The organism is Runella sp., from assembly GCF_027484545.1.
Lineage (GTDB): Bacteria > Bacteroidota > Bacteroidia > Cytophagales > Spirosomataceae > Runella.
The window spans coordinates 15,000-35,468 of the sequence record NZ_JAIXST010000141.1 but is presented as its reverse complement, the minus strand read 5'-3'; the positions used below and the strand labels follow the sequence as shown (position 1 = coordinate 35,468).

The following is a 20,469-nucleotide window of genomic DNA, read 5'->3' as shown; positions in this document are numbered from 1 at the left end:
GTGTTTGGATATCCCTGTAAAATGCTTTTCCGCTAAGTCTTATTGTGAAAATAATAAGAATTAGCGGAAAAGTTTAATTCGTATACCCAAAATCAAAAATCATTACTGAAAATCAATATACCTCAATCGCAGAAATGATGGGAGAAGCTTTTGATGAGGTAATATTGACTCTGATTTTATTGGTCGTTATTGGGTTAAGTTTTAAAATTCGTTTGTGACCAATGGTCGTGGCTTGGGCTATTTTTTGCCACGCACCGTTTTGCCAAGCCTCCACGTTAAATTCTTTGACCCGTTGGCCTAATTGAATGTACTCATTGAGCGTAATGTATTTTACGGTTTGAGTTTTGCCCAAATCCAGTTCAATGCTTCCCGTAGTTACGTCGTCGTTGGTTGTCCAGTAGGTGTCTTTATTGCCGTCGGTGAGATTAGTGGCTGCGTAGTTGGCAGCGTTGCCGCGGTATGAGTTCGCCATCACTTTGGCTTTGGCCGCCAAATTGGTTTTAAATTCACGGTCAAGTAGTTCGCGCCAGCCTTTTAATGCCTTTACATCATTTTCGTGAATAAGCCCGCGACGGTCAGGAGGGACGTTTAACAATAAAGTAGAGCCTCTACCCACCGAAGTAAGGTAGATATCAAACAGGTTTTCGGGAGTTCTTACCTTTTCATCTTCTTTGGCGTGATAAAACCAACCCGGACGAATCGAAACATCTACCTCCGCCGGTATCCAATGCGTACCATCGGCGGAACCTGTATTCAGGAGTTTTTCAATGCCGCCCTTCCCTGCGTAAAGTGTGTCGGGTGATATCGTATTCCAATTGGTTTCTCCGGCAATACCCCTTTCATTACCTACCCAACGGACGCCCGGCCCGGCGTCACTGAAGAAAATAACTTCGGGCGCCATTTTACGAACGATATCCAAAGTCGTAGGCCAATCGTAGTACGTTTTTCCGTCAATGCGGCGTTTTTCGCGGGCACCTCCGTAGTAGCCATCGCCACCGTTGGCACCGTCAAACCACATTTCAAAAGCGGGGCCGTAGTTAGTGAAAATCTCTTTGAGTTGATTGCGATAATACTCAACGTAGCCGGGTTTGCCATATTCGGCATGATTGCGATCCCAAGGCGAAAGATAAATCCCGAATTTCAGGCCGTATTTTTTGCAGGCGTCGGCCACTTCTTTTACCAAGTCACCCTTACCGTTTTTGTAGGGACTGTTTTTAATGGAATGTTCGGTGAATTGGCTCGGAAACAAACAAAAACCATCATGGTGTTTGCAAGTTAAAATGGCTCCCTTAAAACCAGCATCTTTGAGGGTTTTAATCCACTGGTCAGCGTCTAATTGCGTTGGGTTAAAAATAGCAGGCTTTTCATCTCCGTATCCCCATTCCAAATCAGTAAAGGTGTTGGTTGTGAAGTGAATAAAGGCGTTTTGTTCCATGTCGTGCCAACCTAACTGCGCTTTGGAAGGAAGCGGGCCGATGGCTCTTGGAGGTAACACATCAGGTACTTTCAGTACTACGTGTTTCACTTTTGTCCGGTGGTGAGTATACGTAATGTGCACCAAACCATCGGTTGATTGAATGACCGCTGGGTAACTGAACTCGCCCTCGCTTTCGTCTTCCAAATTGTAAATATCCTGCCAATTGGTTCCGTCTTTAGAGGCGGCTACCCGAAGTTTATGGCGTCCTTTTTGAATAGGGTTATAAATGATAATTTGTGTACCGTTTTTAAGCGTTACGGCATCGGTTCCTGAATTGGGATTCAAAAGGGTGGTGGCACTTACCGGACTCCAGGTTTTACCGCCGTCGCTCGACCAGGTTTGTACTACATAACCTTGTTTGCTCCGACACAACAACTGCATTTTTCCATCCGGATAGGTCAAAATACTGGGTTGGATAGCGCCAAAATTGCCGTTGTCGATGTCAATTTTCTGCCAATTGTTGCCATTTTTATCCGTCTTTTCCAAATGTACGTGCCAAACATTTCCTTTTACACTCTCCGTACTGGTGGGGTGTAAAATGTCACCGTTGGCGAGTTGTACCGGTTTGTTTTTGATAGGTCCCAGCATTCCATCGGGCAGTTTTTCGGGCTTCGTCCACGTTTTTCCGTTGTCGGTGGACGTTCGTACCATTCCCCACCATTCCCGCGGGTTAATGCCAACTTTGTAATAAAGCATCAGTTTGCCTTCTTTGGTTTTGAACAAAACCGGATTCCAGCAGGCGTAGCGTTTAGTTGCATCAACAATGCCGTCTGCGATGAGTTTGGGCGTGCCCCATTTGCCTTGTTTGTATTCGGAAATCCAAATGACCACATCAGGATTGTTTTCGTGCGTACCGCCAAACCAAGTTGCCATAAAATGTTGGTTGCCCAACTCAACAATGCTTGACGCATGACAGGAAGGGGTGGGAAGGGTGTTAAAAATAAATTCTTCTTTGACCAATGAAATGGCGGGGGTTTGAGCAAAGAGAGTTACGCTAAATAGAGTAAATAGGAGGGAAAACAAAGGTTTTAGGCTCATTGTAGGCAGATATGGAGTGAAAAATGAAATTTTGAATGTCCAAATTTAAAGCGTTATCTGCAACTTATTTACTGAAACGGTAATTATTACCATGTTTTTTTAAGGCTGATAAGCCCTCCTATTGAAGTAGGAAATAATTGGCCTTGATCCAAAGCCACTGAACTTTTAACCGAGCAGCCCGGCCATTTAGGAATGGGAATGGAGGCAGCTAAAAGAAAGGAAAATTGGTTGAGAGTAGGCGAGAAGGGCTCTCCATACATCCCGAAATTGCGACTGAACGAGCTGCGTGACAGAAGACTGACTTTCTTGAATATCGTCCATTCACTTCCTAAATAGCCCATTAAAACCCGATTGTTCGGGAAGAAATTTGCATTGGAAGGAGGAATTATTCCTGGTTGAAGTGTAGCACAGGGTGCGATAAAAGGCGTGCCAATGGTATTACCCAAATATGACCAACCTTCTTTGTATTGTCCATGATTGAAATAGCTGTCAATGCCTTGATATTGAGCCAAGGTAACATAGGTGGAACCGCTTTGATCCGTTGTTTGTAAAAACTCCATTACGATCCGTCGCAGTTGAAACGAATTGTTGGAACTGTTCGGTTTTCGCAAAAGTCGTAATCCTGTCAAACCATCCGGGAAGTTTTGGAAGGCTAACCCCGAAGCATCTTCGTAAGGATGTTGGTGGTAGAAAAGGATGGTTCGTTTGGCGTCATTCCATTCCAAGGCAAAATCGTAGCTGCCTATATGGTTTCCGATGCGGTTTGCTCCGTCGAATGAATTATAGCGATTGTTGGAATAATCGTCGGGATAACGACCCGTGACCAATGACACATAATCTCGAAAAGTGGCAGGAAGTTGACCGTTTTCAGCAACGGGCGAGCCGATTAAATAATCCGCTTTTCCTCCCCATTGAACCTGATGATTGAGTCCAGCGTAAAATTTGACGCGCCAATGCGGTTTGCCAAAACGAGCATACAGGTACTTTTGGTGGAGATACGCTCCCTGAATGTAAGGCACTGTAAACCAACCGTGAGCATAGCCCGCTTTAAAGGATAGAATACTTTTGATGAATTTGAGGGGAACAAAATCAACGGTTTGAAACTGGATTTTGGGAAATGGCATGGCATTTCCCGACCAGGCCATAAATCCCGATGATAAGGTGCTGTTGCCTAACCCAACTAATTCGCGCCGTTTGCCGCCGTAAAGTTCAAAGGCTCCAAATTTGAGTTTGACGTATACTTCAGGCCACAGGAGTTCTTTGGTTTTGACTGTACGGGAAGGTATAAAATTGAACACGCTGTTTGCCTTGAATCCCCAGTCGAATTTGCGCTTTTTAGCCGTTGCAGAGTCTGATTTATGGACATATTCACGGCTTACACTTGCTCTAAGGGTGTAGAAATTGCTTTCTAAGGGAACAATTCCGTATTGATTGGTTCTAAGCCAAAAGGGCGTTTGCCGATTGCCGGCAAACGCCCCGCCTATTTCTGTATCGTATTTCAGTTCACTGAATGGTTTCTTTACTTGTGCCTGTACAGCATTCAGCAACAGAAAAGCCGTGAAACCCGATATGTATCGAAACAGCATAGAATTAAAGTGGGTGTTCATAAGAAAATCATATAAGCATATACGCAGGAAAAACGCTTTTAGACGTCACCCACCCTATTATTTTAGTGTGATATTTCCCACCAATGTCCATGTCAGTTTACTCGTTCAAAAATCGTAGCAATGCCCATGCCGCCGCCAATGCAGAGCGTTGAGAGCCCAAATTGCTTGCCCGAACGTTCCAATTCATCAATTAGCGTAGCTGAGATTATAGCGCCGGTTGCGCCCAACGGATGCCCCAATGCAATAGCACCTCCGTTAACGTTTACTTTAGAATGGTCAACCCCTAATTGTTCCATAAAAAACAACGGCACCGCTGCAAAAGCTTCGTTGACTTCAAATAAATCAATGTCGCCAATGTCCATGCCTGCTTTTTTGAGTACTTTGTGCGCCGCAGGCACGGGACCAGTAAGCATGATGGTAGGCTCAGAACCCACAATGGCAAACGCCTTTATTTTAGCACGAGGTTTTAAACCTAACTTTTCACCAATTTCTTTGGAGCCAATCAATAAACCAGCCGCACCGTCCACGATTTGGGAAGAATTGCCAGCGTGGTGAACGTGATTTATTTTGTCTATGTCGGCGTATTTCATCAAGGCCAACGCGTCTAAACCCATACTTCCCATCATTTCAAAAGCAGGTTTTAATGCGCCTAATGAGTCGACCGTAGTGCCCGGACGAACGCCTTCGTCGCGGTCAAGAAGGATAAGACCAATCTCATCTTTGTAGGCAACTAATGATTTGGCAAAACGATTGGCTTTTTGAGCTTCCATGGCCCGACGGTACGATTCGGCCGCGAATGTGTCCACATCTTTACGAGAATAACCGTATTTAGTGGCAATCAAATCTGCCGAAATTCCCTGAGGAACGATGTTGTGACGTGCTACAATTTGCGGATTCATAAACAATGCACCACCGTCAGAGCCCATCGGCACGCGACTCATGGATTCTACACCGCCTGCTACAATCAAATCCACCTGCCCCGACATCACGTAAGCGGCGGCTTGGTTAATGGCTTCTAAGCCTGATGAACAAAAACGGTTTAATTGCACTCCTGCCACACTTTCGGCATAACCTGCTTCAATAACGGCCGTTCGGGCGATGTCGGCACCCTGCTCACCGATGGGGGTAACACAACCCATAATTACATCGTCAACGTAGTTGGTGTCCAGTTGGTTACGCTGTTGGATTTCTTTTAAAACAGAGGTTAACAATTGAATGGGTTGCACTTCGTGCAGCGACCCATCCGATTTGCCGCGCCCGCGTGGGGTACGAACAGCGTCATAAACATAAGCTTCGGCCATTTTTTGAAAAAGTAAGAGGTTGAATCAATCAGTCTTTGAAATACGCAGGGTATATTATAAAAGTTCTTGAAAAAATGAAACAGGTTTTTATAGTTTACCTACTGATGATAAACTTTTTTACTTCACTGCCAACACGTAGAAAATAAGTGCCGTTGGGAAGGTTTTTTAAATCAATCTTCATACTGTTTGAGCCTGTTTGTCCCAATGTATTGGTAGTGTTGAAAACGATACTCGCCGCCGCATTGATGATTTCGATGGTAACGGGTTTAGGAGAATTAAGTGAAAAATCGACCGTCAGTAAGTTCTGTGCCGGATTGGGATACACATTAACCACATCCCTGGAAGGATTGGAAGTGGTAACGGAAAGTACCAGATCCGTTTTCTTGATGGCTTGGACGGCATACCAAAGTGTTTGGTCGGTGCTTTGCTGAAAGTTGACATCAAATGTATTGGCAGCGGTTGGTAAAATGTCAAACGTAGACATAATTTGTCCTGAAGGTGAAAGTCGGTGGATTCGTAATGCTTCGGCTTGGATGTTGAGGCGAGTCTCGACCGTCAAAGCACGTACGGCAGTAGGAGAAGTTCCCCAATTATTATTAACGCTCGTATTGGTGCCGTTCCAAACCATACCGGTATTTTGCGTTTGCGACGCAATGGTAATCAACGAACTGTCCGATTCGTTTAACGTCTTGCTGTTGAGCGAAACCCACGTTATCGCCCCAAACTCATTGGCACTTTTCAGTTGTAAATTCCCGATTTGCGTATTGGGAGCGGCATTAAGGAACCCTGAAATGGAAACATAACGCGGTGTATTGGTTGTTAAAATTCCCGTTTGGGTGTTTAAGAGCGTCTGTTGTGTATTGGTCTGAAACGTATTGGTACTCGGTGTAGGTAGCGTTTGAGAAGTAATTCCCTGAGCGTGGTGGTAGGTGCCAACCTGCAGGGAGTGAGTAAGTTGTAGCCGTAAATCATAGGGGACGTATTTGCTCCAACGCCCATTGTTGTCTTTTTCAAACGACCAAAACACGTCCCGTTCTGAATAGTTGACTAATGTAGGAGTAGCTTCGGTGATGAGGCCGTTTCGGTACGCCCATGCACAGGAGGGAAACAAACTCATGGTGCTGTGGTCGCGGTGAATGGAAAAATAACCGCCGACTTTATCAAGTGACCACGTGCTGTTTACATCGCTGTTGTATTCAAAAAACATGACCCCGTCCATCCCGTGAAATGCCCCGTAAGCTGCCATGGCCGGCACCATTTCAACGCGGTAGCGGTTGGGGTATCCGTGGTTGTATTCGCTGACGGTGTAAGGTTTGTTGTTTAAATGCACGCCGGAAAAAGCCGTAGTCATGGCGGCAAAAGAGCCATTTTTTACCATGGGTGTATTATTGATGAGCCAGTTGTTGGCATCCCATGCCACACCCGGAAACTGCGGATGGTCCCAATAACTGTGGTCATCGTAGTAGTCCATATTTTCATGCTCCAAACCTTCCTGAATCCCTACCAGCGCGTTTGTGCCCGTAATGGGAGCCTGTACGCCAAGGGTATTTTTCAGGAAATTACGCATGTCTTCCATGAATCCTTTTTGAAGCTGAATATAAAACTGCGCTAAATCGGCCACGCGTTGCTTGGCAAAGCTTCCCCGTTCGCCGTAATCAAACCGACGAATGTTTTTGTTGGTTAAATTTTCTCCCGTTAGAAAAGCTGTACGCACCGGTTGGGACAACGATACATTATCAAGCGAGATTGTGGTTCCATTCGTTGTCTTGCCGATTTGGAACGCAAGTCGTCCTTTTCCGGTGTTGTTTTCAGTAGCAACGATAGTGACTTTAAACAACTGCCAATTGGCAGTGAGATTGATTTCCTGTCCGCCATACCAAGTGTATGGTGAATCGTCGCGAGTAAGGGAGGCGTTGATGGTCGTATTTTGATTGGCTTTGGCCCAAAATTGAACGACATAAGCGGAGTCTTTCTGAAGCGAGAAATTAGTATATTTGAATTGTAAATGCCAGTTTTCCGTGCCTTTGGCGGTTACGGTTACTTTGGCTGATTTACTGCCTGTTTGGCTTTGCGTAGCATCAAGAACAGAAGTTGCGGCGGCACCGGCGTTTTGCTCCATCACCCAATTGGCATTGAGTGTTGCTGCTTCAAACCCACCGTCGGTAATGCGTTCTGTAATACCGGCATTCCCCGTTTGCCAGGCGGTTTGTAATGCGGTTTGAGTTTGGTATTTGGCAGTCAAAAAAGCATTCCAAAGACTGTCTAATCGTACCGCGTGGCGCACCAATAACCAACCGCCTTGCTTGGTGGTTTTCAGGACGTTACCTTTCCACATCCCGTAAAGAGAGTTCTCATTGATGATTTCAACCATTCCCAAACACGGATCTTCGGCCAATTTCAGCCCCGTGTAAGGATTGACGTGGGCGAGCAATTGAGTGGCGTATTCTTTCTGTAAAGCAATGAGTTGAGGGTCAATAATGGTGATTCCTTTGGCAAATTCGACCAACGAATCGGCATTAGCTATCCCATCCGATACCTTAAACGTGCGTGACACGTTGAGGTTCATATTGGTATAAATGTTGTTTTTCTTGAGCTCGTTGATGAAAAAATCTAAGCGGTCGAGGGTAGTTGTATTGAGACTTCGGGTGGATTGTCCTGACACAAAGATACTGCCATCATTGCCTCCCCATGGGTTGTCCAAATGATGAAATCGCACCAAATTTATTCCCATTTTACGGGCGTGGGCAGCAATGTCGGGGGCGGTTGTTTTGGCAGGAAATGCGCCTGATGCAGCGATATTGACACCCCAGAATCGAATCGGTTGACCTCCAACTATAAAATGGGCTCCGTTGGCAGTTACCCGGTCTTGAGCAGAGATAGTTTTTGCGGGAAATTTTGGCAAAAAAGCAGACGAAACACCATCGTTGTAGGGAATAGTAAAATTAAAACCTCCCGTAAAATTCTGGGCAAATACTGAGGAATGAAAAATAGTAAGCAGAATCCCGATTGTTAGACTTCTCATCATCAAATTACGATTAATTAGCCTCCATAAAAAGCTTTTTCAGGGCGTTCCACAGCGCGCGTTTGTTTTTATCATCGGCCTGAATAATATCCAACGATTCGGCCAATAAAAAATTAACGCCTGCAATGCGCTTTGGGTCATACCGATTCATCATGATTTCCAAATTGATCTGGATAAACGGTACGCCGAAAGAGATAAAATGATGCACTTTTTTGTTTTGAAGCAACGGCCTGAAATCCATTTGTTTAGCCCCCGATAGGTTCAAAATGTCCACCCCGTCCAAGTTTAAATTGACCGCCTTTAATACCTTTTCCAGAAAAATAGTATTGCTTGGCGACATGGCCGGGGCTTCATTGACCAAAATCAGGATTTGATGATTAAGCGCAGGAATAGCAGACGGCGGCTGAACCAGAACAGGTGGCATTGTGGGGGCAATGGGCTTTGGTGGAGCAACTTTAATGGGCTCATTTTTTGCTTCGGCCACTAAAGAGGTGGCTACTTGGGCTACAATTTTTTCAACGGCTTCTACCTCTTGCGATCGGTAAAGCGTTTCGTTTTGAAACAGGAGTTGATAGAAGGACTTCATCCCACAAAGCTAAGAATAGATTTCCTTTTCCGCGTTGGAGTACTTAGTTTTGTGTCCTTAAAAAAGCCTAATTCTATGAAAATCATTTGCATCGGTCGTAACTACGTTGATCATATTCACGAACTTCAAAATGCCATTCCTGAAGATCCCGTTATTTTTCAGAAGCCTGACACCGCGCTGTTAAAGGAAAATTCGGCATTTTACCTGCCAGATTTTTCGGAAGACATTCACCACGAAGTAGAGATTGTGGTCAAAATCAGCAAGATGGGAAAAAATATTGACGAGAAGTTTGCTCACAAGTACTACGACGAAATCGGAATCGGTATTGATTTCACGGCGCGGGACTTGCAATCCAAACTCAAAGCAAAAGGATTGCCGTGGGAATTGGCTAAAGCATTTGATGGGTCAGCTCCACTATCCTCTTTTGTTTCAAAATCAGAATTTGCTGATTTACAAGACCTGAATTTTCATTTGGAAGTCAACGGTGAAACCCGTCAAAAAGGGAATACGTCATTAATGTTGTTCAAGATTGACTATATTATCTCGTTCATTTCAAGATTCTTTACGCTTAAAACAGGCGATTTGCTCTTTACTGGTACGCCTAAAGGCGTAAGTGCCGTTAAAGCAGGTGATACCCTTACGGCTTATATTGAAGGAAAGAGAATGTTGGAGTTCGAGGTAAAATGAGACTGAAACACGGTTTTTTGCCTTTGAATTTTCACAAAAATTTCCTTTATTTGACTAATGAATTTGACTAAACAAGAATTACTTGAGCTGAGACGTATGTTAGTTCAGTTATTAAAAGAAGTTGATTTTCAGATTGAAGCTTACGACCCAAGAGAATACGATGAAAAGTTTGACTTTCTCATTAAAAAAGCGAGAAGCTATCGAGATGTAATTGTTAGAATAAACCAAGAGTTAGAGGAGCTATGAATCAAATAATCAAAGATTTCTACAATAAGATACGGGTTGCCGAAGAAGCAGAAGTAAAACAGAAACTGATTGCCGAGTTAAAGATTCACATCAATGGCCTGTCGGTTGAAGAACAAAAACGCTATCGGGAAACTGTGATTGCTTCTATTGAAAGCAAATTTGAGGTTATGGATAAATTGGTAGATGCTTATCAAGCCTTGAAAAATGATTATATCCAATTTGCTTCTTAAAAAAGACATGTAAAGCATGATAAAAAAACTTTTTTTGCCCGTTCTCTATTTCTTAATTCTTGCCTCTTATTACTCATTTTCACAGCGTACACAGCAACAAACATTTCCCAAAGGCTATTTTTTATTTCCTATCAATCCCGGACAGAAAAATACCTTGGCGGGGGTTTTGGGTGATCTTCGCAGCAATCACTTTCACGCAGGAATAGATGTTCGAACGCAGCAACGGGAAGGATTGGAGGTTTTGGCCGCTGCCGACGGGTATATTTCCCGAATCAAAGTGCAAACGACGGGCTACGGAAACGTAATTTTTATCAAACACCCCAACGGAATGACGACGGTGTACGGGCATTTGCTGTCGTATGCCGAGCCGATGGGGAGTTACCTGCGCCAAAAGCAGTACGAACGTAAAACGTTTGACATTGAATTGAACCCTTCACCCGAGCAATTCCCTGTCCGAAAAGGACAGTTGATTGCGCTTTCGGGCAATACGGGAGGTTCGGCGGGACCGCATTTGCATTTTGAAATTCGCGACTCGAAAGACAGCTATCTCAACCCGCTCTTTTTTGACTTTCCTGAAGTGGAAGACGATGTATCCCCTTATTTCAATGCATTGGCTATTCGGCCGATGTCGTTACAAAGTCGGGTAAACGGCGAATTTGAGCGGGTAAGTTTTCGACCTGTTCGCCAAAAAGACGGCAGTTATACGCTTTCCCAACCAGTAAAAGCATGGGGAGAACTCGGGCTTGAACTTATTGCTTTTGATGCCATGAACGGGGTCAATTTTCGGAATGGAGTCAACTGCGTTGAAATCAAAATTGATGGTCAGGAAATCTTTGCTTATAACATGACCTCGTTTCCAAGCTGGTCAACCCGTGATTATAATAACCTGATTGATTACGCCACTGAGCAGCGTACCGGTTCGCGGTTTTTGCGTTGTTATAATCCCGATGGGAATCAATTTGCCATTCAAAAAACGGATGCTTTTCGAGGGAAATTACAAATTCGGGACACGCTTACGCACGAAGTACAAGTTACCCTTTTTGATTCCTACGAAAACTCATCGGTGCTGCGCCTGAAAATCAAAGGAGAGCCTCCAGAAGATTTGCCTCTGCCTGCGGTAGAACCTGAAGGTTCGCCGAATTTGGCCTATATGAAAACAGAAGTGGATGAAAACGTATTTAAAATCAATGCGTTAGGGCTTTCTCAATTGGTGCCCGCAGAGGTATTCATGAAAAAAGGTAGTTTTCTTTTAGCACCGGCGTATAAATCAAGCGGTGAAACCGTGTACCTGCTTGATTTACGGGAAGCGCTTCCGGATTCTATCCGAATTGGCAACAAAATACTGAAAACTGACTTCCGACAACGTATTGTTTCTGATAGGGTGGAAACCTACAAAGACGACCGCTATACGATACGATTTGGCAGTAAAAGCATTTTTGATACGCTGTATTTAGCTGTACAGCCACGACCTAACGGGCTTATTATCAACGATGAAGATACGCCGTTGAGGGATGCGGTCGGTGTAAGTTTTCGCCCTGATTTTATGCCTGAAAATCCCGAAAAAACCCATGCGTATCGGATTGACGGTGGTCGAATGCGCTTTGTCGGCGGAACATGGCAAGACAATTTTATTGATTTTACAACGCGGGAATTAGGGAATTTTGCTCTTGGTACCGATACAGCACCGCCTTCCGTTCACCTGACTCAGTCCAACAAAAAAAATATTTCAGCGCGTATTTCTGATGGAATGTCGGGCATTGATAAATTCAATGCGTATGTAAATGGAGAATGGGTTTTGATGAATTATGATTACAAACGCAACTACATTTGGTCGGATAAACTCGTTGACTCGCTTGATTTTGAAGGGCCGTTACGGCTTGAAGTGACTGACAGAGCAGGAAACAGTACCTTGATAGAAACTGAAATCAAGGAGGCCACTCCTCGACCTGCTGCCCGTTCAAAATCAAAACGAGCAGCTGCCGTAAAACGCGGTAAATCCCGAGCAAAATCAAAATCTTCATCCAAAGCTAAAAAGTCGGCTAAGCGCCGAAAACGATAACACTAGTATTGATATGCAACTTTTTTTCCGTCAAGTAGGTACAGGCCGCCCGATGATTATTCTTCACGGCCTGTTTGGGTCGTGCGATAACTGGCTCACCATCAGTAAGGTCATTGCAGATCAAGGTTTTTCGGTCTATGCTGTAGATCAGCGCAATCACGGTCGCTCACCTCATGCCGATACGCACTCATATCCGGAATTAGCGGATGATTTGCACGAGTTTTTGCAACAACAGGGATTGGAAAGACCCATTCTTGTCGGGCATTCGATGGGAGGGAAAACAGTGATGCAATACGCGATGCAATACCCTGATAGTTTCAGTGAATTGGTGGTGGTTGATATTGCCCCCAAATACTATCCGGTTCATCATATTGAAATTTTGAAGGGGCTCAAAGCAATTCCATTGACTACTTTGCAAAGTAGGAACCAAGCCGATGAAATACTGAGTCAATACGAACCAAGTCTTTCGGTACGTCAATTTTTGCTCAAAAATCTTTATCGCAACGACGAAGGAGGATTTGCCTGGCGATTGAATTTACCCGTCATTGACAAAAATATTGAGATAATCGGCAATGACTTGGTAAATGTCCGTACCGTGACGGAACCAACGCTTTTTATGCGCGGTGCCACCTCTCACTACGTTAAAGATTCGGATATTCCGCACATCAACGAGATTTTCACCAATGCGCAAATAGATACCATCGAAGGTGCCGGTCATTGGGTACAGGCCGAACAGCCCGAGGCGTTTGTAAAATCGTTGGTTAATTTTTTGAAATGAAGTTATATCTGATTCCCACGCCCCTCGCCGACAATACTTCCAACGTTGTTTTGCCATCGCAAGTGCCTGATTCTGTGAAAGAACTGGACGTGTTTTTCGCGGAGGAACTCCGAACGGCACGGCGTTTTATCAGTGGTTTGAGAGTAGGGAAGGTCATCGAATCGTTGACTTTTTACGAACTTCACAAAAAGACACCCGAAGCCGATACGCTTGCGCAACTCAAAGCGCTTTTGAAAGAAGGCAAAGATGCGGGGGTACTTTCGGAAGCAGGCTGCCCCGGTGTAGCCGATCCCGGTGCGGTGGCTGTGAAACTGGCGCATCAATTGGGGATTGAGGTCGTACCGTTGGTGGGACCTTCGTCGTTGCTGCTTGCGCTGATGGCATCGGGAATGAGCGGACAATCGTTTGTGTTTCACGGTTACCTGCCGATAGACCGTCCTCAACGGGTAAAAGTAATTAAGAGTTTAGAAAAAGAGGCACTTGGTCGGCATCAAACCCAGCTTTTTATTGAAACGCCTTACCGTAATAATCAAGTTTTTGAAGATATTCTCATCCACTGCCAGCCTACTACCCGGCTTTGCGTAGCCTGCCAATTGACTGCCCCCGATAGTTTTGTAAAAACGTATACCATTAAAGACTGGAAAACAAAAACGTTGGATTTGCACAAAAAACCGACCGTATTTTTGATAGGAAGTTAAGCAGCGCTGCAATAATTGCTGCCTAAAACAATTATTGCAGCGCTGAATTATCGACAGCTTGGGCTTGCCTGTACAAAGTATTTTTTACCGTTGAGCAAAACGCTTGTTCCGTTGGGAGCCGTTGCTAAAGAAAACCGGGACGTGCTTCCGTTGCGAAATGTAAATATCAAAACCACTTGTCCACCTTCAGAGCCGGTGCGCCAAGTGCCGGAACCTCCGCCCTGTGTAACGGCCGAAAAATCCCCGCCAAATCCTCCCGAACTGCTGGCAGATGTGTCGCCTCCCGATATGAAAGTTCCGTTGGAGCATAAATCAAAGGTCTTTTTCTCGGAATAACCGCTGCCGGTATAAAGATACAACAACTGCTTTCCATTGAGTCGATTACGCCATTGTTCCGCCGCAGGTGACGATTGTGGTTTGTTGAATAGGGCACTCGCGGCCATGGATTTGAGTATCTGCAAAAACTCATTGCTGTACTCAGTACGAGGTGTAATGGTTGAGAAACTTACACCGCCGCCGTATGGTGAGAGTAGCGAGAGGGTTGTTATAACGACAGGAGTACCCTGCATGGTTCCTTCAAAAACTGCCAAAACTCCGTTGGAGCCATACCGCTCTTTCCGTACCTTCAAATGCGTATTGGAGGCGGCATCATTTTGGTCAAATAGGTCATTGGAGATGGCTTCGATACTTGAATAGGCATGAGGCGTCACCGATAAAATTGTCTGCTGTGCGGTACGCATAAAAACAAAGCCATCGTTTTGCTGTCCCTGCAAATTCCAGCCGGTAGGGCCATTGAAACTGAAACCGGAAGCACTTGTATACATTTTTCCCGAAGATTTAGAAGCGGAGGGTACGGTTGTTTGAGCTGATTGAGTACTGTTGGTTGGAGGGTTTGTAATAGCTGAATTGGAAAAAGAAGGAGTGATGGATGTTCGCTTCATCGAAATGTTGACACCCTGGGTAGTGATGAAATACTCGCCCAACAGTTTGCCCAATGAAAATTCAATGGCCTGCCCATTGTCAGTGTAGGTGCCCGACACTCCGGCCACCACCCGAGTCGCTATACAATTGTATTGCTTGCCTTCTGCCGTAAAAATACCTTCGTAGCGATTGTTACGCTGCGTAATGTTGAGTACAATATCAGCTTGTTCAGCCTTGAAAGTTCCGACGTAGGGGTCGGGAGTTTGGGAGAATGTACAAAAAGGAATAATCCCAAAAATACACAAGAGCAACAGGCGTTTAAATGTGCTCCAGAAGGCAGAACAGGTACTTGAAATCAATGAGATTTTAATCATGAATTAAGATTTTTAAAAACGTTGGTTTTGATTTCCTACTTTTAAAGATACGACTCATTGCACATTGATGCGGACATGATCAGACGAAATTTTTTCGCCGTTTCGCAAGGTGACCGTCACTCGCAAGTATTTGTGAAAATTTTGAGTAAGAAATCGCATTCCGTTGGCCTTGAAACGAAAAGTGTAAGGCGGTTTTTGCTTGTTATCAGGCCAATCCAAGCGACCGACCGGCTTGTCGTTCGGGACCCCGGGACGATTCTCAATGATTTCTACGGGAATTTTCAGCATTTCCTGACGCAGTTTTTTTACTGCTGCCAACTGAGGGCGAATAAAATCGGCATCTTCTATCAAAGGCGGCGGAGAGGCGGATGAAGTGGGAGAGGTGTATAATCCAAACCATCCGAAATACGAATCCGGTGGGCAGTTGTCGGGATTGGAAGAGGCTCTTAAACAGTTAGGGGACATTCGGGCTGCTTCTACATAAATATGCTGCACATTATCCTGAAGAAAGCGAGGGTTATTGCTTTTCAGTACTACTTCTACTGTAAATGGGTCATTCTCTCCCGCTGTTTCAACCCGAGTGCGGCTCAGGCAACGGGTTGCGTTATTGGCAAAGCAAATGCTCACTTTTTCAAACGAAACGTCCGATTGAGCCTGTAAGGAATATTGATTCCAACACATCCAAATCAATACCAGAAAAAGGAATGGTTTCATGTTTGAAGGATTAATTGTTTGTCCATGTTTTTAGGCCACTCACCCAAACCGAATTAAACCCAATGCCATTGTGGCGGTATTTTACCCAGGCGTAGCCATCATTTCCCCAGCCTGTTCCCCACGAATTACGCACTAACCACGCATCTTTGGTATTGTCCCATCCTACAATAACAACAGCATGATTAATATCTTCGGACTTAAAATCCTGCGGAGGAATTTCGTCAAATATTTCGCCTTCGCTACCGCCATAGCTGCAAAAGGCATCCGTTGCAGCAATGCCGCAGGTAACGGAACCATAGCGCATAATGGCTCTTTTGATGGCGGTGGCATCGTCCATATTGAAGGGGTTTGCATCCAACCATGACCATGCCAGCAGTTTATGCTTGCGTTTGGGTACGTTGTCGAGACAACGGTTATTATCGCGGGCGTTGTAATCGTAGCGGGTTTCGTACAATACTCCAAAAATCTGCATGTATGTCATGGCTCCTTCGGAGAAAAAGCCCGAGCAGCCGTCAAAAGCAGGAGTGGCACAGTCAACGAGTTGTTGTTCAGCCAGATTGGTTCTATAGTTGTATTTTTTTCGAAAGCTTATTTCGGTTGCGGCACAGGCCGCAAAAGCCCAACAACTACCGCAGGTTTCCTGATTTCTGATGGCGGGTAAGCCCGCAGTGCGAAAAGCCGGTGGCGGTGGGGTTGATGAAAAGGTAGTTACGTTGCCACCTTCGTTTGCTTCGCTTAATGATTTGTTGGCCGCTTCTATTTGCTTCTGCATTTTATCGGCGGTGAGCGTTTTGTCCACTTTATAACCCGTAATTTTAGTCAGGTCAGTACCCAAAACCGTTGTCACTCTTGGAGTGAAGGAAAACTTTTTGGCCTGCGCCAATGATTTCAACTGCGACAATTTACTTTTTTGCAGGGTAGACGCATTTTGCATCAGTAATTGCAAATTTACTTTCCTGACCGGTGTATCAGGTTCCTGTTCTTCTTCCTCTTGGGCATAGCTGCACAAAATAGTTCCAATACATAAACACAGCGCAAGCAATAGGGTATTTACTTTCATAAGAAATAAGAAGGGTAATTTTGAGTTTTTATTTAAACTTTGAACGACTCAAAAGTAGGACTTTACTAAACCCGTGTAAACTACTAAATCAAACAGGTAAACTCTTTCAAAGGACAGAGGGCGGCGGGTCTATCTAATTGGATAATTTCTGCCGGAGTGCTTTGGAGATGGCTTCAGTAGCGGAATTAACGTGGAGTTTGCGGTAAATATTTTTTAAGTGAAAATTAACCGTCGAGGTGCTTATGTTGCATTCATCGGCAATCAATTTATAACTTAACCCTTTTACTAAATGTCCGAGTATTTTCTGTTCGGTTTGACTCAACTCATGGTATTCTTCTTTAGGAGATACCGGATTTTGTCCCTGAAACATGGTTAGTACTTTGCGGGCAATCACCGGCGACATAGGTGCACCTCCCTGCGCTACTTCAACAATGGCTTCCAGATAACGCTCGGGTGAAGCATCTTTTAAAATATAGCCCGAAGCCCCCGCACAGAGCGCTGCAAAAATGCGGGCGTTGTCCTCAAACACCGTTTGCATCAAAATCTGTATTTCGGGAAAATTGGCTTTGATAGTCCGCACGGCCTCTATGCCCGATATGCCGGGCATCTGAATATCCATAAGCACCACATCAGGACGGTCTCGTTTCATGATTCTTAGGGCATCGTTGGCATTGGCATAAGCACCTGTTATGAAGAGGCCCTCGCTGTTTTGGATGGCCTCCGTGAGAAGTTCACGGATTTCTTTTATGTCTTCAAATAAAGCAACACGTATCATAGCGGGCGGTTTTCTACGGGTAAATATCTGAATAAACGGTAGGTCTGTCAACTGTTAATTCAAGTAGGCAGGTGCCCGAAAAGCTAACTCGATTGACGTCCCGGAATGCGGGTTTGAATTGATTTTTAGCTGTGCACCAAGAGATTCTGCCCGCTTTTTAAAATTTTTCAGCCCATTTCCTTCCGTCGTTTGAGTTACCTCAAATCCATGTCCGTTATCACTGATCACTAATTTCAATATTCCATTAGTTTGTTGAAACAGGATTTGTGCGTAAGTGGCCCCCGAATGTTTGGCAATATTGTTTACCGCTTCTTTAAAAAACAGGAATAAACTCCGTCGTCGCTCAATGGAAAACGGCTCATTTCGGAGCGCATCATCCATCAACAATTCAACTTCAATTTGTGCAGCTCCTAAGGTTTCCTGCGCAAAAGTAATCATGCGGTCTATCCACTCATCAGAGGTATCGTTCTGAGGATTAATTTCCCAAACGGCTTCCCGCACCAAACGCATGGCTTCGCGGGAACGCTCGCTGATGAGTCCAAAGGTATCGGCAAGTTCGGGCAATTGTTTTTGCATTTTGCGGCGATTCAGTTCTGAAAACAGGGTCAAACTACTCAATGTAGCACCCAAGTCATCGTGCAGATTGGTTGAGATTTCGTCCCTTAACTGTTGTTGACGTAACTTTTCAAGTTGCATGGAACGCAGCCGATAACCCAGCGCCAACGAAAATAAAACAATTTCGAGCATAGAGCCACCCATGAGGTAATAGTCTTGGTTTTCAGCGGGTATCCAGCCTAAATTTTTCATCCCAACCACCAAAACGGCCAACGAAAGTGTACCCGAAGCGACTAAATAAAGTTGTGCGGCTTTGGACCCGTACCAAGCCATAAAAATGGCACAATAACATTGGATGCCAACCATTATTGTCCCTGTCGCAATAGTGATGACATTGATAAAAGAGTCATACCCGATCAGACAAATGGGAAACCCTATTACAAATACATAACCCGCCGTTTTCATGACCGTTTTTAATCGGGGAAACCGCTTATAAGGTTCCAGAAAAGCCAATGAAAAAACGGCAAGAAAAAAAATAGAGATGCCTAAAAAGAAGATATGAGAAAGGTCGTTGAAGGCAGCATTGCCCCAAACGTATTGATAACCAAAGCCGTATAAACTAAACTGGAACGCGCCGAAAAACAGTACATATAGGCAATAATAGCCGTAAATCGCCTCACGGGTCATGAACCATAAAAAGAAATTATAAAGGGTAATCAGCAAAATAAACCCAAAATAAATTCCCCAAATAAGATTGCGCCCCGCCAAGTGTGCATACAACTGATGTTCCCCCCAAAACGTCATCGGAAATTTTAAGTCTTCGGTAGAAACGGCACGCAGGTACAGAGTGTACGGTTGATGGGCTACTAAAGGCAGATTGAAAATGGGTATTCGGTCAGGAATGGGGTAAGTTTCAAAAGGCAAAGCATCTCCTAATTGTTGGGTATAAATTACTTTGCCATTTTGCACTGCAAAGAGGGTAATGTCATTGAGGCGAGGGTTGTCAATCTCTAAAAACCACGGATGCTTTTCTGTATTTATTGCATTGATTTTCAGCCATATTACTGATTCAGTATAGCCCGAATTATGAATGGTTGAGGTTATGCTTCCAAACGCTGCTTTTTGGACATCATGAAGCGTAAAAGTCCCCTTTTTGTCCTCTAACACTGTGCAGTTCAATCCTACTGCAATGGGGGCTTTCGAGGCGCCTAAAACAATAGGTACCTGAGCCCGGGCCTTCCATTCTACTACAAACCACACACATAAAATTCCTGCATAAATACGGTTCATCTGCTTTAATCCGGAGGTAGTTTTTCAAAACTTTCCAAAAGATACTAACTGCGCAGGAGTTGCCCAAAAGTGGAGCAGATGTGACGAGATAATAATTGAGAAGTTATGATTGGGATGTTGTTGTCAACATTCTGTGTATCGGTGAAATTATTATTGTTGCAACGAGACCAATCGCCAGCGGTCATCATCTCCATCATATACAAAAGTAGCACCGCCTACGCCCGTAATGGTTTGGTTAGCACGGCGTGACGGCTGAGAGTGTGCAGGATGTTCTGCAGCCGCCTACGCCCGTAATGGTTTGGTTAGCACCCATTTTCAGACGATTTGCTGCCAAAGAGCTGCCTGATTCATCAGTCAGATTGAGAGTCGTACTTGCGTTGGAATAAATATAGAGAAGCATTCCATCCTGACCTCCTGCTACTCCCGTTAAAGTAACTGAACCGCTACCCGTAAACTTGATGATGGAAGAACCGGTTCGGTCAAGATTGTTGAGAGCACCCGTTGTTGTGACAAGCAGTTTTTTATTGAGTGAAAAATCGCCGTCTATCTGCAATTTTGAATTGGGTGTTGTAGTTCCCACAACTACATTGCCACCGGCGGCGATAGACATTCGATTTAGGTTGTTAGTGCCTAAATAAAGATTGGCATTGTCCTTTTGTATGATGTGCGCGTGTTTATCTCCCGAGTTGCCCTCTACCCGCAACTCCAAACCCTGCACTTGACCGAAAAGGTCGGTGGCTAAAATTCTGAATCGAGTATCAGTTGCGAAGTCTTCTCTGATGGTAAGTTTAGCGGGTAATGCTCCATTTACGCCAATTCCGACGTTCCCATTGTCATAGCCTCCAGTATTAAGATAAATATTCCCATTCGTGGCATTATCAACGCGTCCCACCTTGGCGTTGATATACGCATCTAAATTAAAAGTGCGTATCGTAAAATCTACGGGCAGATTACTGGTAGGAGTAGTAGGCAAAGTTATCATTTGGGCGTTGAGGCTTACACTCAAGAAGATAAAGCTGAAAAAGTGAATCGCATTTTTCATAAAACCTTG

General features: G+C 44.6%; 17 protein-coding genes. 6 read left to right on the top strand and 11 right to left on the bottom strand.

What is annotated here, in order from left to right:
- Positions 1-112 precede the first annotated feature (112 nt).
- From Q0081_RS13275 to Q0081_RS13255, 5 genes are all read right to left on the bottom strand, one after another.
- Entirely contained in the window at positions 113-2,500 is a 2,388-nt protein-coding gene (locus Q0081_RS13275; protein ID WP_298354041.1) for an exo-alpha-sialidase, read from the bottom strand.
- 101 nt (positions 2,501-2,601) lie between these two features.
- Complete coding sequence (locus Q0081_RS13270) at positions 2,602-4,122, bottom strand: capsule assembly Wzi family protein (RefSeq protein WP_298354038.1); 1,521 nt, start codon at positions 4,120-4,122, stop codon at positions 2,602-2,604.
- A gap of 92 nt (positions 4,123-4,214) precedes the next feature.
- Positions 4,215-5,423 carry an acetyl-CoA C-acetyltransferase gene (locus tag Q0081_RS13265; RefSeq protein WP_298354035.1) on the bottom strand — a complete coding sequence of 403 codons (1,209 nt, stop codon included), beginning with the start codon at positions 5,421-5,423 and terminating at the stop codon, positions 4,215-4,217.
- Between the two features lie 94 nt (positions 5,424-5,517).
- Positions 5,518-8,448: a T9SS type A sorting domain-containing protein gene (locus Q0081_RS13260; protein ID WP_298354032.1), complete on the bottom strand. Its 2,931-nt coding sequence runs from the start codon at positions 8,446-8,448 to the stop codon at positions 5,518-5,520.
- 10 nt (positions 8,449-8,458) lie between these two features.
- Positions 8,459-9,031, bottom strand: a complete 573-nt coding sequence (locus Q0081_RS13255; RefSeq protein WP_298354029.1) for a hypothetical protein — start codon at positions 9,029-9,031, stop codon at positions 8,459-8,461.
- Positions 9,032-9,106: 75 nt separating this feature from the next.
- Here Q0081_RS13255 and Q0081_RS13250 point away from each other — a divergent pair, with 75 nt between their 5' ends.
- The 6 genes from Q0081_RS13250 to Q0081_RS13225 are packed head-to-tail and all read left to right on the top strand — an operon-like array spanning position 9,107 to position 13,729.
- Positions 9,107-9,718, top strand: coding sequence for a fumarylacetoacetate hydrolase family protein (locus tag Q0081_RS13250; protein WP_298354026.1), 612 nt, complete (start codon positions 9,107-9,109; stop codon positions 9,716-9,718).
- 57 nt (positions 9,719-9,775) lie between these two features.
- Positions 9,776-9,964, top strand: coding sequence for a hypothetical protein (locus Q0081_RS13245; protein ID WP_298354023.1), 189 nt, complete (start codon positions 9,776-9,778; stop codon positions 9,962-9,964).
- Positions 9,961-10,194, top strand: a complete 234-nt coding sequence (locus Q0081_RS13240; protein ID WP_298354020.1) for a hypothetical protein — start codon at positions 9,961-9,963, stop codon at positions 10,192-10,194. Before Q0081_RS13245 ends, Q0081_RS13240 begins: the two co-directional genes overlap by 4 nt.
- Positions 10,195-10,210: 16 nt before the next feature.
- Complete coding sequence (locus Q0081_RS13235; RefSeq protein WP_298354018.1) at positions 10,211-12,253, top strand: M23 family metallopeptidase; 2,043 nt, start codon at positions 10,211-10,213, stop codon at positions 12,251-12,253.
- Between the two features lie 13 nt (positions 12,254-12,266).
- Positions 12,267-13,031, top strand: a complete 765-nt coding sequence (locus Q0081_RS13230) for an alpha/beta fold hydrolase (protein ID WP_298354015.1) — start codon at positions 12,267-12,269, stop codon at positions 13,029-13,031.
- Positions 13,028-13,729, top strand: a complete 702-nt coding sequence (locus Q0081_RS13225) for an SAM-dependent methyltransferase (RefSeq protein ID WP_298354011.1) — start codon at positions 13,028-13,030, stop codon at positions 13,727-13,729. Before Q0081_RS13230 ends, Q0081_RS13225 begins: the two co-directional genes overlap by 4 nt.
- A gap of 47 nt (positions 13,730-13,776) precedes the next feature.
- Here Q0081_RS13225 and Q0081_RS13220 read toward each other — a convergent pair whose 3' ends face one another.
- The 6 genes from Q0081_RS13220 to Q0081_RS13195 all read right to left on the bottom strand — a co-directional run bounded on the left by Q0081_RS13220 (position 13,777) and on the right by Q0081_RS13195 (position 20,460).
- A complete protein-coding gene (locus Q0081_RS13220; protein WP_298354010.1) occupies positions 13,777-15,024 on the bottom strand; it encodes a hypothetical protein in 1,248 nt (415 codons plus the stop codon).
- A 54-nt stretch (positions 15,025-15,078) separates the two neighbouring features.
- Positions 15,079-15,738: a hypothetical protein gene (locus tag Q0081_RS13215; RefSeq protein ID WP_298354008.1), complete on the bottom strand. Its 660-nt coding sequence runs from the start codon at positions 15,736-15,738 to the stop codon at positions 15,079-15,081.
- A gap of 10 nt (positions 15,739-15,748) precedes the next feature.
- The gene (locus tag Q0081_RS13210; RefSeq protein WP_298354005.1) at positions 15,749-16,798 is read right to left on the bottom strand and encodes a C1 family peptidase; all 1,050 of its coding nucleotides are present in this window, start codon (positions 16,796-16,798) and stop codon (positions 15,749-15,751) included.
- 133 nt (positions 16,799-16,931) lie between these two features.
- Complete coding sequence (locus tag Q0081_RS13205) at positions 16,932-17,573, bottom strand: response regulator transcription factor (RefSeq protein ID WP_298354002.1); 642 nt, start codon at positions 17,571-17,573, stop codon at positions 16,932-16,934.
- A gap of 54 nt (positions 17,574-17,627) precedes the next feature.
- Positions 17,628-19,418, bottom strand: coding sequence for a 7TM diverse intracellular signaling domain-containing protein (locus Q0081_RS13200; protein ID WP_298353997.1), 1,791 nt, complete (start codon positions 19,416-19,418; stop codon positions 17,628-17,630).
- Between the two features lie 235 nt (positions 19,419-19,653).
- Positions 19,654-20,460 carry a hypothetical protein gene (locus Q0081_RS13195; RefSeq protein ID WP_298353994.1) on the bottom strand — a complete coding sequence of 269 codons (807 nt, stop codon included), beginning with the start codon at positions 20,458-20,460 and terminating at the stop codon, positions 19,654-19,656.
- Between the last annotated feature and the right edge of the window lie 9 nt (positions 20,461-20,469).

What these genes read in the sequence shown, in the direction of transcription:
- Q0081_RS13270 (WP_298354038.1), bottom strand. Translation starts at nt 4,122, where the DNA reads ATGAACACCCACTTTAATTCTATGCTGTTTCGATACATATCGGGTTTC.
- Q0081_RS13265 (WP_298354035.1), bottom strand. Translation starts at nt 5,423, where the DNA reads ATGGCCGAAGCTTATGTTTATGACGCTGTTCGTACCCCACGCGGGCGC.
- Q0081_RS13260 (WP_298354032.1), bottom strand. Translation starts at nt 8,448, where the DNA reads ATGATGAGAAGTCTAACAATCGGGATTCTGCTTACTATTTTTCATTCC.
- Q0081_RS13255 (WP_298354029.1), bottom strand. Translation starts at nt 9,031, where the DNA reads ATGAAGTCCTTCTATCAACTCCTGTTTCAAAACGAAACGCTTTACCGA.
- Q0081_RS13250 (WP_298354026.1), top strand. Translation starts at nt 9,107, where the DNA reads ATGAAAATCATTTGCATCGGTCGTAACTACGTTGATCATATTCACGAA.
- Q0081_RS13245 (WP_298354023.1), top strand. Translation starts at nt 9,776, where the DNA reads ATGAATTTGACTAAACAAGAATTACTTGAGCTGAGACGTATGTTAGTT.
- Q0081_RS13240 (WP_298354020.1), top strand. Translation starts at nt 9,961, where the DNA reads ATGAATCAAATAATCAAAGATTTCTACAATAAGATACGGGTTGCCGAA.
- Q0081_RS13235 (WP_298354018.1), top strand. Translation starts at nt 10,211, where the DNA reads ATGATAAAAAAACTTTTTTTGCCCGTTCTCTATTTCTTAATTCTTGCC.
- Q0081_RS13230 (WP_298354015.1), top strand. Translation starts at nt 12,267, where the DNA reads ATGCAACTTTTTTTCCGTCAAGTAGGTACAGGCCGCCCGATGATTATT.
- Q0081_RS13225 (WP_298354011.1), top strand. Translation starts at nt 13,028, where the DNA reads ATGAAGTTATATCTGATTCCCACGCCCCTCGCCGACAATACTTCCAAC.
- Q0081_RS13220 (WP_298354010.1), bottom strand. Translation starts at nt 15,024, where the DNA reads ATGATTAAAATCTCATTGATTTCAAGTACCTGTTCTGCCTTCTGGAGC.
- Q0081_RS13215 (WP_298354008.1), bottom strand. Translation starts at nt 15,738, where the DNA reads ATGAAACCATTCCTTTTTCTGGTATTGATTTGGATGTGTTGGAATCAA.
- Q0081_RS13210 (WP_298354005.1), bottom strand. Translation starts at nt 16,798, where the DNA reads ATGAAAGTAAATACCCTATTGCTTGCGCTGTGTTTATGTATTGGAACT.
- Q0081_RS13205 (WP_298354002.1), bottom strand. Translation starts at nt 17,573, where the DNA reads ATGATACGTGTTGCTTTATTTGAAGACATAAAAGAAATCCGTGAACTT.
- Q0081_RS13200 (WP_298353997.1), bottom strand. Translation starts at nt 19,418, where the DNA reads ATGAACCGTATTTATGCAGGAATTTTATGTGTGTGGTTTGTAGTAGAA.
- Q0081_RS13195 (WP_298353994.1), bottom strand. Translation starts at nt 20,460, where the DNA reads ATGAAAAATGCGATTCACTTTTTCAGCTTTATCTTCTTGAGTGTAAGC.